The 15699-nt window shown below is 41.9% G+C and carries 12 protein-coding genes; 6 read left to right on the top strand and 6 right to left on the bottom strand.

The window, feature by feature from the left end; all coding sequences use genetic code 11:
* Nucleotides 1–353: 353 nt before the first annotated feature.
* Together L4C54_RS19680 and L4C54_RS19675 are read right to left on the bottom strand one after the other, a co-directional pair.
* Nucleotides 354–2009 (bottom strand): ElyC/SanA/YdcF family protein, encoded by a 1656-nt coding sequence (locus L4C54_RS19680; RefSeq protein WP_428809480.1) that lies wholly within the window; start codon nucleotides 2007–2009, stop codon nucleotides 354–356.
* Nucleotides 2010–2358: 349 nt separating this feature from the next.
* On the bottom strand, nucleotides 2359–3366 hold the full coding sequence (locus tag L4C54_RS19675; RefSeq protein ID WP_428809479.1) for an AraC family transcriptional regulator: 1008 nt from the start codon (nucleotides 3364–3366) through the stop codon (nucleotides 2359–2361).
* Nucleotides 3367–3618: 252 nt separating this feature from the next.
* Here L4C54_RS19675 and L4C54_RS19670 point away from each other — a divergent pair, with 252 nt between their 5' ends.
* Nucleotides 3619–4038 (top strand): hypothetical protein, encoded by a 420-nt coding sequence (locus L4C54_RS19670; RefSeq protein ID WP_428809478.1) that lies wholly within the window; start codon nucleotides 3619–3621, stop codon nucleotides 4036–4038.
* A 565-nt stretch (nucleotides 4039–4603) separates the two neighbouring features.
* Here the strand turns inward: L4C54_RS19670 and L4C54_RS19665 are convergent.
* Nucleotides 4604–5185 (bottom strand): hypothetical protein, encoded by a 582-nt coding sequence (locus tag L4C54_RS19665; protein WP_428809477.1) that lies wholly within the window; start codon nucleotides 5183–5185, stop codon nucleotides 4604–4606.
* Nucleotides 5186–6815: 1630 nt separating this feature from the next.
* Here L4C54_RS19665 and L4C54_RS19660 point away from each other — a divergent pair.
* The 3 genes from L4C54_RS19660 (at nucleotide 6816) to L4C54_RS19650 (ending at nucleotide 9533) form a co-directional block, all read left to right on the top strand.
* A complete protein-coding gene (locus L4C54_RS19660) occupies nucleotides 6816–6980 on the top strand; it encodes a hypothetical protein (protein ID WP_428809476.1) in 165 nt (54 codons plus the stop codon).
* Between the two features lie 7 nt (nucleotides 6981–6987).
* The gene (locus L4C54_RS19655) at nucleotides 6988–7287 is read left to right on the top strand and encodes a hypothetical protein (protein ID WP_428809475.1); all 300 of its coding nucleotides are present in this window, start codon (nucleotides 6988–6990) and stop codon (nucleotides 7285–7287) included.
* 1028 nt (nucleotides 7288–8315) lie between these two features.
* The gene (locus tag L4C54_RS19650) at nucleotides 8316–9533 is read left to right on the top strand and encodes a site-specific integrase (protein WP_428809474.1); all 1218 of its coding nucleotides are present in this window, start codon (nucleotides 8316–8318) and stop codon (nucleotides 9531–9533) included.
* 297 nt (nucleotides 9534–9830) lie between these two features.
* On the opposite strand, the gene tdh is transcribed toward L4C54_RS19650, so the two are convergent.
* Together tdh and L4C54_RS19640 are read right to left on the bottom strand one after the other, a co-directional pair.
* Nucleotides 9831–10862, bottom strand: a complete 1032-nt coding sequence (gene tdh / locus L4C54_RS19645) for an L-threonine 3-dehydrogenase (RefSeq protein ID WP_428809473.1) — start codon at nucleotides 10860–10862, stop codon at nucleotides 9831–9833.
* Between the two features lie 19 nt (nucleotides 10863–10881).
* Entirely contained in the window at nucleotides 10882–12078 is a 1197-nt protein-coding gene (locus tag L4C54_RS19640; RefSeq protein WP_428809472.1) for a glycine C-acetyltransferase, read from the bottom strand.
* A 361-nt stretch (nucleotides 12079–12439) separates the two neighbouring features.
* Here L4C54_RS19640 and L4C54_RS19635 point away from each other — a divergent pair, with 361 nt between their 5' ends.
* Together L4C54_RS19635 and L4C54_RS19630 are read left to right on the top strand one after the other, a co-directional pair.
* A complete protein-coding gene (locus L4C54_RS19635; protein ID WP_428809471.1) occupies nucleotides 12440–14071 on the top strand; it encodes a methyl-accepting chemotaxis protein in 1632 nt (543 codons plus the stop codon).
* Nucleotides 14072–14252: 181 nt separating this feature from the next.
* Nucleotides 14253–15185 (top strand): LysR family transcriptional regulator, encoded by a 933-nt coding sequence (locus L4C54_RS19630; RefSeq protein WP_428809470.1) that lies wholly within the window; start codon nucleotides 14253–14255, stop codon nucleotides 15183–15185.
* 55 nt (nucleotides 15186–15240) lie between these two features.
* Here the strand turns inward: L4C54_RS19630 and L4C54_RS19625 are convergent, their stop codons facing one another.
* Nucleotides 15241–15627, bottom strand: coding sequence for a cytochrome b562 (locus L4C54_RS19625; protein WP_428809469.1), 387 nt, complete (start codon nucleotides 15625–15627; stop codon nucleotides 15241–15243).
* Nucleotides 15628–15699 lie beyond the last annotated feature (72 nt).

Genomic DNA, 15699 nt, shown 5'->3' with positions numbered 1-15699 from the left:
TGGGGTTTTTTACACATATTGAACCAATGATGGTCAAGTCTTTCCTTTTACCTACCCATTGCGAAATGTATTTCAAAGTTATCTTACTTACTCCTTTCCTTGAGCCAAAACTCATAAATGGACAACCCCGAGTTACGCTCTAAGGAGCATCTAACTTTTCGGATTACTTCTAGTATTGCAACCATGCGGCCAGCCTAGATGTAGTTGGCCAAATCCCCTTATCCACTACACGTTAAAGCTGTCTGATTGATATGATCAAAATGAGAAAAAGGCTCTAAGAATTAATTCTTAGAGCCTTTTTATAAGGATATACCTGTCCTAACGGAGTTTTGTCTTTAGATCGTTAGATATTGTTATCTGTTCTCATTCAAACTTACAACAATACCTTCATCATTGAAGCCCACGAGATCTGGCAGACCATTGCCCGTCACATCTCCTAGCAATCGGAAGTGACTCTCACTTGTCCAACCTGCTTGGTAAGCAAAATTATTCCATTGTTCAGCAATCTCAGGGATTCGCCCATCAAGAGTATAAACTGCAGTTACACCACCCAAGTATTCAAATCGATCACCGTTAGAGTGAGCAACCAGTAAGTCTCGATTTCCAACGTTAGCAAGATCGGCACGACCGTTACCCGTCATATCAATCGCCGTCTTCAAATAACGGCTATTTTGCCAGCCAAGGAAGTCCAATCTATCGCCTTCACCATGATCGTTATCAAGCCAGCTTACTTGCTGTTCAAACGTTCCATCTTCATTTTGAAGCGATGCGTAAATACCACTTCTTCCGTAAACAACCACATCCGCTTGCCCGTCGCCATTCACGTCAGCCAGTAGTCGATTGGTCATCTCTAACTCACCACGGAAAATACGGTTTGAACCATCATTTTCAATCACGGAATCTAAACCAAAGTTTTCACTCACTTTAACCACAGGTGCAAACTGTTCACCATCAGAAAAAGCAACGTAGAGTCCATCATCACCGAACGCCGCTAAGTCGGTCAGGCCGTTACCGTTGACATCAACCGCTATGAAGTCATGAATAGAAGCGTTCCAGCCGTTATCCGTTGAGAAGTCATCACCCCACAGAACCATCTCGCCGAATTTATTGCCTTTTGATTCAGAAACATACACACCGTCAGTCGTTAGTGCAATGAGCTCAGATTTGCCATTACCGTTAACGTCTCCCACAAGACGAGTCATCTCTTCGTTCCAGCCTTGTGCGTGGTTAGGCGTGTAATTAGAAGCCCAAATCTTTTTCTTTTGGAATCGATTATTCTTTGATTCCGAAACATAGACTTCACTTCCTTTGAAGCCAACGATATCAGCGCGACCATTGCCGTTAACGTCGGCTAGGTAGACTTGGCTATTCGCTGGCGTCCATTCACCAGCCACAAATGAGTCTCCCCACATGGCATCACCTGCGAATGCACTTGATGTGTAGCTGTTATCGTTATCAAACGTACCCTCACCAAAGAAGTGGTTAAAATCGCGGATTGCAGAGCCGTCGCTTCCATCTATATTGCCACGGTAAATATGATAATGACTCGAAACGAGGTGCATTGAACGAATACGAGTCCCCTCTTCAATCATTGCATCTACAATTTTAATGGCCTGTTCGGCATTCTGATACGTTGTTGTCGAAATCTCTTCTAAAATGACCTCTTCTTCTGGCCAATCGTATTTTTCTTTTAAGATAAGTTGAATAGCGGCAGCTTCAGTAAGGCCGCCTTGTTCAACACAAGTTTCAACAGAGGTTGGGTTACCTTTACCCGTCGCCATAATAACCGGGTTCGGTAGAGATTGAGCGACTTCGTGAACACGATCAACGCGATATTCCATTAATTCACGAGGCGTACATGACGCGTAGTTGACTTGCAAACCAAGGTTTATGACGAGATCAATCGGGCGGTTTTGTTGGCCAGAAGAACGCTCACTCTCGACAGCATTGGCTGCGCCGCCAATAGCAAGCGATCCAAATAAAGATATTGCGATTACATTTTTATTCACAGTACTACCTTATCTCTGTTGACTAATTTTAGTAAAAACTAACACTAGACAGTAGTGTTTTATATAGCGTGCCACAGTAATTGTGATGCCCTTGCAAATATTAAAAACCCGGACATTTCCATTACATAATGATTATTATCTTGAGTTCCATCAAACAATATAAAACCAAAATAAACACAAGGATAAATATATAAACACCTTATCTAAAGAGACAAGAAAGCAACTTACAAACAATAAGTTATGACTAATGTGTTATTTATAGGAATGAGTCAGATCGCATTCAATATTAAACATAAGGACTTATACGAAGACGAAATAAAGTCAATTCATGCTTATAACCACTCAGGCTTTAATTTTCAATAGGCTTCGTTACCGTCGCCTTATAAAGGTTTGGTGTAAGCCCTGAAACTCTTTTAAAAGCACGAGAGAAATGCGCTAAATCAGAATAACCCAATTGACTCGCAACATAGGTAAGAGAGTGCTGTTCTTCAATCAACTCACAGGCGACCGAAAACACCAAGTTATCTCTAATTTTGCGAAAAGAGGTTTTTTCATGGGTCAGTTTTCTTTGTAACGTACGCACTGAGTAGCCCAGTAACTCAGCCGCATATTCAATCGATAAGTCACGCTCTCGCACGTAGGGCTTCAATACCTCAAAAACATTGTCCGTAAAGCTTGTATGCCATTCAACCAAAGAGGGTTTATCACTCAAAGCGGCAGAGCTTAATGAGATGGGGTGGCTCAATAATTCATTGGGGATTCTAACGGCGGTAAAGTCATGCTCAACAAACAAACGACAACTTTTCGGGATAACCTGTTTAACGATGTCGGCCTCACTACTTTGAATTTTAACCGAATCAGGTAGCCAATCTTTATTGAGTAACGCGGTCATTAACTGCGTAATGTAAACGATCGCGAAAGACTCTGACCATTGATAATGAGGACTGCCTTTTCCGATAGAGTTAACACCGAACCAAGTCTGCCCATATTCATTAACGATGAAGACATTACTGCTTGGGGTATCGATACGAAAAATACGCTCAATGTCATTGAGTGCATCGCCAATCGTCAAATATTGAGCAAATTGATGAAGAATGACCGGAAGTATTCTTTGCCCAATCGACAGTTTCAAGATGTCGACAAAGCTACTCACACCCAACTGCGTAGAACAGAGAAAAATAAGTCGTTTGATCGAATCGGAGGGAATGAACTCACTATCTGACTGCATCAAGTCAGCAGGCAGCCCTGACTCCTCTAGGAGCTTATGCAAGTCCAACCCAAAGTCAGTACACACTTGTACCAAGATTTTGGCGTAGTTCGTCTGAATCACCGGGATCTTAAAGTCTTGTGAGTCCACTTAAAAAGCTCCTTTGTGGTTATCCCTTACACTTCACATTCATGCACTTTCATCTACGCAGCGCTTCACTTTACCACAGTTACCCGACAGCAGATCTTAATGGACTCCACGTTTTTACGAAGCACTTATCATCCTTAGGTGGCGTAAAATGGCAAGTGCTAGTTTGGCGAATCCGTAGAATCATTTTCATTCGCTGAGGAGCACAAAACGCAGACTTCAGTCATCCCAGTTTATCTAACTAAGAGAGACACTATGAAATCAAATATCCCATTTATTGCTAAATCAGTTATTGGTATCACTGCTGTATTTACGGCAAACCACTTTTGGTCTTGGTTCACAGTGAGCAGCGTTCAAGTTGCAATTCTTGTTGGTATTCTAATGCAAGCGTGTTTGAGTTTCTTTATTTGGTTAGAAGCCTTCACAGCAAGTAAGTGGCAGGAAAGAGGTTCGGCGAAAATCCATAAAATTGGCCGAGGTATAACCTCTTACATCTCATTGGTTGGCGGTAAATTTGTCACAATGGGCATCATCGCCGCGTTTTTTGGAAGCTCGGTAGTAATGGAAGGTTACATTAACGGGGTGGTTGTTTTCTTTGGCCTTATCTTCCTAATCTTAGGTATGGAAAAAGCGGTAGAAAAAGTGTTTTATAAACCAGAACTCACTATAGCTTAATCGAAAACAATGAAATAGTTAACGTGGTTGCCTTCGTGTCAGGAGTAAGTGTGCTGGCACTGATTTGGACACAAACTATTTTACAGGTCTGGCTAAATTAGCACTTAACGAATTACCTGAGGTATAGCAAAGCCCCTAATCGGTAAGCCGAAATCAGTCACCCACCACAGTCACCTCGATGATATGTGTGTCGCTATCAGGACTAGTAAACTCGAGTTTTCAGGATGTATATTCTGTTTGCGAAGCAGGCGATACGTTGCAACGCACCAACCACTTTATTACCGTTATAGCTGAGAAATACATGGATCGTTTCAGACTAACAATCCAACGCGTAATGCAGGGCTTTTCTTCTTTGGACAAACGCTGCCATATGGAGCTCCTTAGCTAGTAGGCTCAGTAAGAATCTAAGCAGGTTGATATCGACCGAAGGTAGCCAGCGTTTCATAGGCGACCTGGCACTGATCGAGTACTTCTTGAAATTCGGGTTTCAATGCAACGAGGCGTTCTTGCAAGGTGCCAACGGTACGGCGGTGTAGGTACCGGTCGTTGTCGCCATACCACTGAGTTATTCCCGCGAGGAAATGACGGTCTGCGTCAATAAGCGCGCCATAAAACATTCGATAGGATTCGTATTCCCGTACTTTCCATAGCACCGAATAATAGAGCTGCTGGTAGCAGGCCTGTTCAAATTCAGTTTGGAAATTAGCCAGGTCAGCGGGGTGGTATAAAAAGAATCATACTTCTTTGAGCTGGGCTTTCTTACTATGAAACTCATTTTTTGCATCGCCTTAACCTGTGCCGGACTCACGTTGTAAAAACTCTTCACTCGACCATGGGCGTCACGTTTGTAATCACGACAAGACAATGTTTGGCACATGATATCTGGCCACTGATCAGAATGGTTATTGGTTTTCATGCCCAATTTAGTACGCATATAACCAGCAAACTTGTTTCTCTTTAAATTGTGGTTTCTTTCTATGATTTTTCTATTTTCGCCTTGAATCGGTGTTTGATAGAACTGCCTCATAGCCAGGACAATCTCATCAAGCAGGACATGGCAATGTTCAGTCACCGCTATCCGTTCAGAAAGATTCTTCTCTAATGCAGCATGATATCGCTCTGCTTCAAACACGGGCTCGTTCATCATTCGTCACTCCTTAATGCACTGATGACACTAATCATGACGAATAAATTTAATCAAAATCGTAGATAAGCGGACAGAAATGCCCCCTTAACTACTGAACGGGCCCAGAACAGCGGCAAGGCCCATTGGTAATGTCACGGCGTATTTAGGCGCTTTCACGGTAACAGGAACGCTCACAGAGCGTATCGATGAGTGTTAAATGTCATGAATAAAAGGAGGAAATAATGAGCCGGCGATGATTACGAGTCACCCTTCGCCAAAGGAAAGCAAAAATTGATGATGCCTGTCGACATGAGTCAGCTTTAATTTGATTGTCGACGTTTGCCTTATTTCACGCTCATTCGTCGCACGCCTATGATTATTGCTATTTGTTGACGAGTCATTGATAGGGTTCCCCCAGCCTGTACATCAAGGCCACCGTGCAGTGGCAGTCGCCAGGCCACAACCTCGCGAGTCGAGAGGGATCATTTGATTGGATTTTAGTTCTCTTCGTTCATGCTCAAGGCCGCATCGACCAGACTTGTCACCGGCGGTAGGATGCCGATGGATCTTTTCCCTCTGACGTTACCCGTCACAGGCTCACGGTCCGCAAGGCCAAGGTTTATGCTCAGCTGACGATGACTTCTTATTAGCGCTGTTTATGCACATTGCCTCAAGGCCGAGTGGCCAAGGGTAATTGACACGTTCGTTGTGAGTCCTAATACTAATCCGTTGGTAACGCTCATGTAGTGCGATACCATTCCATACAAATTTGGCTCTTTTAGGGGGTTCTTCGTTAACAGATACCAATTAACGGAAAAAAACTTCAGTATTCAACAATCCATATATACCTCAAGGTATTGATTTCATTTCACTTGGTGATTCTAGGCTTTTAGACCTCTACATTTAGCGTGTAACTCGATACCAATTAACGGCGATCTAACCCACTTGAAGAACGCTCTTACTTACGCTATCCATTTGATATATATCTAATTAATATTCTTAGTCGGATTTCACTATTTTTTTTCCCATTGTCCGATACCAATTAACGGGCTTAAGCCATCAGCCTACGATAATTACTAAAACCTATCTCATTGATAAACTTACTCTATTTATTCGAGCGAGTCGCACTAAGCCAAAATGACCATTACGCGATACCAATTAACGTCATGACTATCATTCTAAGTTTTACACCTTCCATCTATCACCTTGTTCTATATGGTTATTATTCACCATGCCGATAACGCAATTTTATGCACTTATTATTCACATTCAAAATGAAATGGGATATTTATTTGTATTTACAGTTACTTGGCTCAATATCATTCAAAAGACATGTTCAGCGATACTGCGATATTTGCCATCCAACAGCCTTTCAACAGCCTCTCAACTGCCTCTCAACTGCCTATCTACTGCCTATCAACAGCTTTCAACCTATTGCACGCTTAGGGTTTGATGAAGACTTTTAGCTCAACAGCCTTTCAACTGCCTTTCAACCGGCTTTCAACTGCCTATCAACTGCCTATCAACTGCCTTTCACCAAGTCCAGATCGCAAATGAAGCAAAGTTGTCCTCTTATCTTCGATTTTTAATCTTATTGGCCTGCATACTCACTGCATACTTTTCGACCACAACACCCAAACTAGGAGTACCTATGAACACCAATTCTCTACCACACCATGCCCCATGCCGTCGCTATCGCGTTAATGTTGGTACAACAGCCGTGCCCGATCATGATAAAGCGGTCGCATTAGGTTTTGCGGAACTCGCCAGACAAATGTCTTTGTCCAAAATTGAACGACGCACTGTGTCTAAGTGAGGAGCTCATGGCCAAAGAACGTATTGACCTCTACAAATTGCTGTTTAATCGCTCGGACTTTCATTCCCGTGACGAAAAAGAACTGCGTAGTCTACTTCGCAAAGCGCTGCACTTTGCTTCGCTGAAAGATATTGCGGATAGAGAAGAGCTGGAGCTGCTCTATTACCAAAAAAAATTGGCGTGTGATGATTTTATTCGTTTAAGCGTATCCAAAAAGTACGAACAGCTCTTCATGGAAATCGTCCAAGGCGGCATTTACCAATCGATTAATGCGTATTCATGCCGCGATTTGTTACTTGCAACGTGAAGAGACACGAACTAGTTCCTCGTCGTCTATTTTAGATTCTATTGATGTAGAGCCGTATCTATCGGCTTCTATGATCGACACGAGTAAAGAAAACATAGTTGGTTATACTTATTCACATGCAACAAAATTGATCGATAAACTTAATCTCTAAGATCATCTTTTTCGGTCTGGGATATTTTAAGAGAATATTCGTAATGCTCACGGTGAGGCTTAACAAATTGTCCTGCCTATCTGTCACCAAGTGTCACACATCCTAGCCAGGACTTCCAAAGAGGTTGCTTATGCCAACGAGTGTTCCGTGGCTAGGCACCTGTTCACCTGGGCTATTTAATGCATTCTATTCACCACGTAGTGGTGGCGATACTATTATTGATTCCATCATTTATCGAGCAATAAGTAGCATACGTCTAGATACATTACCGATATGAAGAAAACTAAGTCAGGCATGGCTCTTTTGAGAGAGGATTTAATTGGAGCTCACACAGAAAGGGCATAGATGAGTCAGTTGCTATTGGGTTTGGTTTGCTAATAATCTTTCTGGACTCTTCAATCGAAGCTAAAGTGGGCCTTTCATATCGTTCTTTGTCTAGTGATAGACAATTTACACCTCATACAATTATTAACTTCACATCGATCAATCCTACTTTTCACCCGCATTATAATACCCATAAAATCACATCAATTTCGTAAATAAAGTTCATGTAGCGATTATTGGTTTCTTATCTCCAATTTTCTACAAAAAAATGTCTTAGCATTATATTTATCAGCAAGTTAACGCAAAAAGTTACGATGACATATGACATTTAACTCTTCCTATGATCAAGCTGAGTAATGTTCCTATTTAAAACTGAGACGCTAATTATGAATTATGAAGAATCAAGTGTACTCCCACTAAAAATCGCGAGTGAAATCGTTGGTTACAGACCCGATACTCTAAGAAAAAAAGCTCGAGCCGGAGTTTATCCAACAAGTGTAATTTGGAAAAACAGTTGTGGTTCTTGGTTGGTAGACACTAATGAGTGGCAAAGATGGCAAAGAAGCCACCAATAATTACGCCACCTGGCGTTGAAATTCATGGCAACTCAATTCGTATTTCCTTCACTTATAAGGGAGTTCGTTACCGTGAGACATTAGGCCTGAAATCCAACAAACAAAACCTTATGTTTGCAACTCGCAAACGTGAGGCAATTCTCTACGAGATTAAGATCGGCACTTTTGATTACGCGACACACTTTCCTGAATCGAAACATGCTTTAGATACATCAACAAATGACCCGCTGTATAAATTAGTAACCACCTATCTAGAATCTCGAAAGAGAGATGTACGTTACGCAACGTTCATTCGATATCAACTGGCACTAATTAATTTTCTAAATGCATATGGGAAAACAAGAGGATGCAATACTCTCTCACCTAGAACATTAATAAAAATAAAAATGCTGTTCATCGACGGTAGAGCTGCTCGAACGGTAAACAGGGAGCTTGTTACAGTAAATGCGTTCCTGAAATGGCTACATAAAATGGAATACATTCAAAAAGATCTTTCAGACGTGCTAACTCGCCTCAAAGAAACCGAAGTCCAAATCAACCCACTTTCGGTAGATGAAATCAATGCCGCAGTATCTCAATGTAATCACCTACAACATAAAAATGCCATTCTACTACTTGTATACACAGGGTTGAGAATTGGAGAATTATGCGCTCTAGCATGGGAGGATGTTGATTTTGATAACGAGAGAATTCTTGTAAGAAGGTCTGCTGATAATGAACGATTGTTAAAAACAACCAAAACAGACACAGAGCGCTACATAGATTTACTACCTCCTGCACTGGAAGCGCTAAAAGCTCAAAAACTTGTGACTGATGAGTTACCCGCTAATAAATACAAAATTGAATTGGCTGACAAAAGCCACAGAACAGATACCATTCATTTTGTCTTCAATCCGAAAGCGGTGAGAAGAAGCAAAAATGGCTATGACTTTTGTGGAAAAAGGACATTTCCTAAAGTATGGGAGAGAGCATGCCGGGACGCGAAGATTTCATATAGAAACATTCACCAGTTAAGACATACATATGCCTGTTGGCTTATTACTCATGCTAACGTTAACCTCCACTATCTAGCCAAGCAGATGGGGCACGCCAATATCAATACAATAATTAAGGTCTATGGAAAGTGGCTTGAGCAATCAAACAAAAAAGAATCACGTAGAGTATGGAATGAGTTAAGAAAAGTATTTCAAGTATGAAGTCATCGAGATAAAAGTAGCCTACTCGTCCACTTCCGTCCCTAAAAGCTAGCCCACGTCACTCAATAAACCCATTTGAAAACACATCAAACTTCCAGATAATAAATTGAAAAATATAAATAAAAAAACATTTTTGCCCCAAAGTTCTTTGGGGCAATTCATAAAGCATGCTTGGGGCAAAATTGGGGCAATTTGAATACTAAACTATGACAATTTTAGCTTAAAATTACCACTTTAGGCCTGAGGGAAAATCTTGTGTACACGATATTTCACCTAGGCCTATAATGGCTAAATCACCTATTCCCAATCAAGGATAACTTTGCCAGAAAGCCCGCTACGCATAGCGTCGAAGCCTGCTTGGAAGTCATCAACCTTGAAATGGTGTGTAATAATTGGCGTTAGATCTAGGCCAGATTGAATCAGTGAAGCCATCTTGTACCACGTTTCGAACATCTCACGACCGTAGATACCTTTGATGACCAAACCTTTGAAGATCACTTGGTTCCAATCTACCGCCATATCTGATGGCGGAATACCTAGCAGAGAAATCTTGCCGCCGTGGTTCATGTTCGTCAGCATGCTGTTAAACGCTGAAGGAACACCAGACATCTCTAAACCAACGTCAAAACCTTCAGTCATGCCTAGGTCGGCCATCACGTCTTCAAGTTTCTCTTCCATTACGTTTACAGCGCGTGTTACGCCCATTTTCTTAGCAAGATCCAAGCGGTATTCATTCACATCAGTAATAACAACGTGACGTGCGCCTACGTGTTTAGCTACTGCAGCAGCCATAATGCCGATTGGGCCAGCACCGGTGATCAGTACATCTTCACCAACTAGATCAAATGACAACGCAGTGTGTACAGCGTTACCAAACGGGTCGAAGATTGACGCTAAATCATCAGAAATTTCAGCTGGGATCTTAAATGCATTAAATGCAGGAATAACAAGGTACTCAGAAAATGCACCAGTACGGTTAACACCAACACCTGTAGTATTACGACAAAGGTGAGTACGGCCGCCACGACAGTTGCGACAGTGACCACATGTAATGTGACCTTCGCCAGATACGCGATCACCAATAGTGAAACCACGAACTTCTTGGCCAATACCAACAACTTCACCTACGTATTCATGTCCAACAACCATTGGTACAGGAATCGTGTTTTGTGACCACTCATCCCAGTTGTAAATGTGCACGTCTGTGCCACAAATAGCGGTTTTCTTAATCTTGATGAGAAGATCGTTATGACCCATTTCCGGTTTTTCAACCTCGGTCATCCAGATGCCTTCTTTAGGCTTTAGCTTTGATAATGCTTTAATTTTCATAATTATTCCTCTCGCCCGATTAAGCGATGATCTCCATCTCTTTACCAACAGCGATGAACGCATCAATAGCACGATCTAATTGGTCACGGCTATGCGCTGCTGACATTTGAGTACGGATACGTGCTTGACCTTTTGGTACAACAGGGAAAGAGAAAGCAACAACATAAATGCCTTTTTCTAGAGCACGTTCAGCAAACTCAGCGGCTACTTTTGCATCGCCAAGCATAATTGGGATGATTGCGTGATCAGCGCCACCCATTGTGAAACCAGCGTCTTCCATACGTGTACGAAAATGTGCTGCATTTTCCCAAAGGTTAGTACGTAAATCACCAGACTCTTTAAGAAGATCAATAACACGGATTGAAGCAGAAACAATCGCTGGAGCCACAGAGTTTGAGAACAGGTATGGACGAGAACGCTGACGTAACCAGTCAATCACTTCTTTCTTACCTGAAGTGTAGCCGCCTGAAGCGCCACCCATTGCTTTACCAAGCGTACCAGTAATGAAATCAATACGGTCAATAACGTCATGATACTCATGAGTACCCCCGCCATTTTCGCCCATAAAGCCAACCGCGTGAGAGTCATCAACCATCACAAGTGCTTCGTATTTATCAGCTAGGTCACAAATAGCAGGAAGGTTAGCAACCACACCGTCCATTGAGAACACACCGTCGGTTACGATAAGCGTATGACGAGCACCCGCTTCTTTCGCTTCGATAAGGCGCTGCTCTAGTTGCTCCATATCGTTGTTTGCATAGCGGTAGCGCATTGCTTTACATAGACGCACGCCATCAATAATCGAAGCGTGGTTTAGCGTGTCTGAAATGATTGCATCTTCTTTGCTTAGAATCGTCTCAAACAAACCCGTGTTAGCATCGAAACAAGATGTGTAAAGAATCGTGTCTTCTTTACCTAAGAATGTTGATAACTTTTGCTCTAGCTCTTTGTGTGAATCTTGAGTACCACAAATGAAGCGAACTGATGCCATACCAAAGCCATGCTCATCCATACCAGACTTCGCTGCATCAATAAGTGCAGGGTGATTTGCAAGACCTAAATAGTTGTTTGCACAGAAGTTAAGAACCTCTTCGCCAGTCGAAATAGAGACTGAAGCTTTCTGAGCTGAAGTGATAATGCGCTCAGACTTATACAGCCCTTCTTCTTTTACTTCTTCAATTTGGTTTTGGATTTGTTGGTAAAATGACGATGACATCAGCAATGTTCCTTACTAGTTATTATCGTTAAACAAACTAGCTGTTATTTTCGTTAAAATAAGCTTAGTTGTTTATTGTAGGGTTTTGACATGGAGGCCACATCAAATTCGATCTAATAGCAGTGTAAACTAACTCACCAAATAGCATTATCCCATCACATGGAAAAACATTAGTGAAATTCAGGCACAATTAGTAAACACCTCTCTTAACCTCGTACTTTATGACAGCCCTTTTACCGTGACGACAAAAAATAGCTATGAAAATCAACACTCTTTGATGGTGAATGTTCTCTTTTGCAACTATAATCAATTCAAATAGATTCTTATCCCCCTCAACACGCACTATTAACGGACTAAGCTCATGAATCGTCTCTCTATATCACAAAAGATCAGCATTCCTTTATTTGCCATTTTGGCAGTTTTTGTCGCTTCGACACTGCTTTCCGTCATTCAAGCCAACAAACAAGACGATCTCAATACGCTTCTCAGTCAGCAGGTTCAGCCGGCAATGGTTAGCCTCGAAAACGCTTACAGAGATTTGTATCAAGTTACCGTTGCTATTCAAGGCATCGCTAGAGCTACGTCAGATGCTGAAAGCAAGCATCACAGTTTTGAGTTCAAGGATAATGCCTATCAGGCAATACCAAGAATGAAGGAGGTCCAGAGTTTGATTGACATTGGTTTTTTGCCTAAGTCCAGTCAAACTGAGCTAAACAAATTGGTTAGCTCTACAGAGAAATGGTTGAAGCTAAATGAACAAGTGGCAAATCAACCGCAAAACGCTGGTGAAACACTGACAAACAATCAATCGCTTATTGATAGTGAGTTTAAAGCAATGCGCAGTAGCTTAAAGGCGCTCAGTAGTGGGATTGAGTCTAAGCAGCAGAGTTTGCAGGAAAATGTTAGTGGCTCAATTCGCGCAAACAAACTTACAGTCGAGATCGGTCTTGTTATCGCTCTTGTAACCGGTGCTATTGCGTTTTGGATGATAAAACAATTCGTGCTTAAGCCAATTAAGAACATAGAAAGTGCAATGGCGGCGATTGCGCAAGGAGACGGTGATTTATCGAAGAGAATGGAAGTCACTAGTAAAGATGAACTTGGCCGCGTAGCTGAATCTTTTAATCAGTTTGTTGGTAAAATTCACATCACCGTAGAAGAGGTCATTATCTCATCTAACGCCGTACGTGCTGATATGGAAAACATTAAATCACTCACTCAAAGCATTGCATCATTTAGCTCTAACCAACAGCAAGAGAGTGAACTGGTTGCAACTGCAGTTCATGAAATGCAAGTCACTAGTTCAACCGTTAGTGATAATGCAAACGAAGCAGCACAAGCGAGTGGCAGCGCCAACAATGAAGCCGACCAAACGAGTGCAATTTTGGGCCAGACTGTTGAATCGATTCAAAACTTGTCTGGTGACATTGATAACGCAAGTCAGGTCATTCACGCGCTTGACAACGATGTAGGTAACATTGTTTCCATTCTCGATGTTATTCGTGGCATTGCCGATCAAACTAACTTGCTTGCTCTTAACGCCGCGATCGAAGCAGCACGAGCTGGCGAACAAGGCCGAGGTTTCGCTGTGGTTGCTGACGAGGTTCGCTCACTAGCAAGTCGCACTCAAGAAAGTACTGGCGAGATTCAAGCCATGATAGAGAAACTGCAAGAAGGCGCAAAACAAGCCGTTACGGTTATGGAAGCAAGCAAAAATAGCAGCAACGCAACAATAGACACAGCGGGGTCTGCTGCAGCATCGCTGGATAAAATTCGTAGCTCTATTGGGCAAATGAACGACATGAATACTCAGATTGCGTCTGCGGCGAGCCAACAATCTAATGTTAGCCATGAGGTAAACGTTAACGTTCAACGTATCGCTGATAACAGCTACCAAATGGTAGAGATGGTTAACAGTGCAGATAACGCCTGTATCAGTTTATCGGAGCAATGCCAAAAACTGGATGATTTAGTTGCAGAGTTCGAAGTTTAATATTCCTACCACCGTTCTAATACATCTTAAATAAATGGTTAAAGCCACATCATAACGCACTGTTAAGTTGTGGCTTTTTTATGATGAGTTGGGCACCAGTTAATGACGAGCACACTATTTTCAGCAATAATGTTACTCACAATGTCTATGATGCAGTAATACCTAAGGCCCTATTAACCCTATGCTTAACCCTAAACTGATCTCATTGCTGCCCGATTTAGCGTCTTTTATTTTAGTCGTTAATGAAGGAAGCTTTACTGCAGCAGCAAAAACACTCAATGTCACGCCATCTGCGCTGAGTAAATTGATCACACGTTTAGAGAATGCACTGAGTGTAAAGTTATTTGAGCGAACAACCCGTAAATTGGTCATCACTCAAGCGGGACAAAAAATCTACGATCAAGCCGTTGTGATGGTTAATGCCGCCCAACAAGCGATTGAAGTCTCGACAGCGGATCACAGCGAACCATCTGGCATTTTGACCGTCGCCGCTCCTGAAGCGTTTCTTAATTCGGTATTGCAGCCATTTGTCATTCCTTTTCTTCAGCAGTATCCACTTATCCAACTTAAATTGCGCGCCGTTGATGGTGAAATTGACGTGTTTAAGCATGGCATTGATATAGCATTTAAACTGACAGATAAACCTGATGAAAAGTTAGTTTTAAAAGAAATTGGTCAAACTGATTTAGTCTTGTGTGCGAGCCCTGGTTATATACAAACGCGTGGAATGCCAAGTCACCCAACCGAACTCATTGAGCATGACTGCCTATACCTTGCTGAAACTGAGCAAGACAACGTATGGGACTTCTTAAAAGATGATGAATTCCATACAGTCACTATTTCAGGCCGGTATGCAGTGAATCACTCTCAAATGCGATTGAATGGTGTAAAAAGTGGACTAGGGATTGGAATTTTCCATGACTTTGTAGTGAAGGATGCCATAGAGCAGCAGCAAGTCATTGCGGTACTACCAAGCTGGACAATTAAGAGTAGCTACCACGGCGAGATTGCTATGCAATACGCTCAAACTAAGTACATGCCCGCGAGGCTACGAGTGTTTATCGATTTTGTAATGGCAAACTTAACCAATAAGCTCTCTATTGATTCTAATTAGGCATAATAAAGGGCAGTCCTAAATCGGTACTGCCCCCTTGTATCATTTTAGAAATCTAGCCGAATATACGCTTCCAGATGCTTGGATTACGTCTGTCATGGAACTCTACACGTAGGTCATCAACTTCGCGCAAAGCTTCTTGAGCTAACTCTAATTCACCGTTATCAAGATGTTCTTCAACATTCTCTATAGCAATGCGTAGTTTTGTAAAGCCTTCAGCGTACAGTTCACTTTTCTCTTCAGGATGTTCCGCTTTCTTTAAATCTTGAATCAATACAGACAAATTGGTAATTGGTGTTTGCATAGACTCTATGCTTTCTGCTTTCGCTGCTTGTCTAAACTCCAGACCCATCTTCTTCATTGTTTGCGTCATATCGAAATCTGTAGCTGCCACATTAAATGAGACAGCCAAGCCTAGAGCTATAGGTAATATTTTTTTCATTGTTTTAAAGTTTCTTTAGAAAAATTAACAAGAGTGTAATGGAAAACACCCAAAGGATTGAAGTACAAAAGT

The organism is Vibrio lamellibrachiae, assembly GCF_050337265.1.
Classification (GTDB): domain Bacteria; phylum Pseudomonadota; class Gammaproteobacteria; order Enterobacterales; family Vibrionaceae; genus Vibrio; species Vibrio kyushuensis.
This window is presented reverse-complemented; position numbering and strand designations above follow the sequence as displayed.

Excerpts from the sequence above, each read along its gene's own strand:
- L4C54_RS19670 (WP_428809478.1), top strand. The coding sequence starts at position 3,619 with ATGAAATCAAATATCCCATTTATTGCTAAATCAGTTATTGGTATCACT.
- L4C54_RS19665 (WP_428809477.1), bottom strand. The coding sequence starts at position 5,185 with ATGATGAACGAGCCCGTGTTTGAAGCAGAGCGATATCATGCTGCATTA.
- L4C54_RS19660 (WP_428809476.1), top strand. The coding sequence starts at position 6,816 with ATGAACACCAATTCTCTACCACACCATGCCCCATGCCGTCGCTATCGC.
- L4C54_RS19655 (WP_428809475.1), top strand. The coding sequence starts at position 6,988 with ATGGCCAAAGAACGTATTGACCTCTACAAATTGCTGTTTAATCGCTCG.
- L4C54_RS19650 (WP_428809474.1), top strand. The coding sequence starts at position 8,316 with ATGGCAAAGAAGCCACCAATAATTACGCCACCTGGCGTTGAAATTCAT.
- tdh (WP_428809473.1), bottom strand. The coding sequence starts at position 10,862 with ATGAAAATTAAAGCATTATCAAAGCTAAAGCCTAAAGAAGGCATCTGG.
- L4C54_RS19640 (WP_428809472.1), bottom strand. The coding sequence starts at position 12,078 with ATGTCATCGTCATTTTACCAACAAATCCAAAACCAAATTGAAGAAGTA.
- L4C54_RS19635 (WP_428809471.1), top strand. The coding sequence starts at position 12,440 with ATGAATCGTCTCTCTATATCACAAAAGATCAGCATTCCTTTATTTGCC.
- L4C54_RS19630 (WP_428809470.1), top strand. The coding sequence starts at position 14,253 with ATGCTTAACCCTAAACTGATCTCATTGCTGCCCGATTTAGCGTCTTTT.
- L4C54_RS19625 (WP_428809469.1), bottom strand. The coding sequence starts at position 15,627 with ATGAAAAAAATATTACCTATAGCTCTAGGCTTGGCTGTCTCATTTAAT.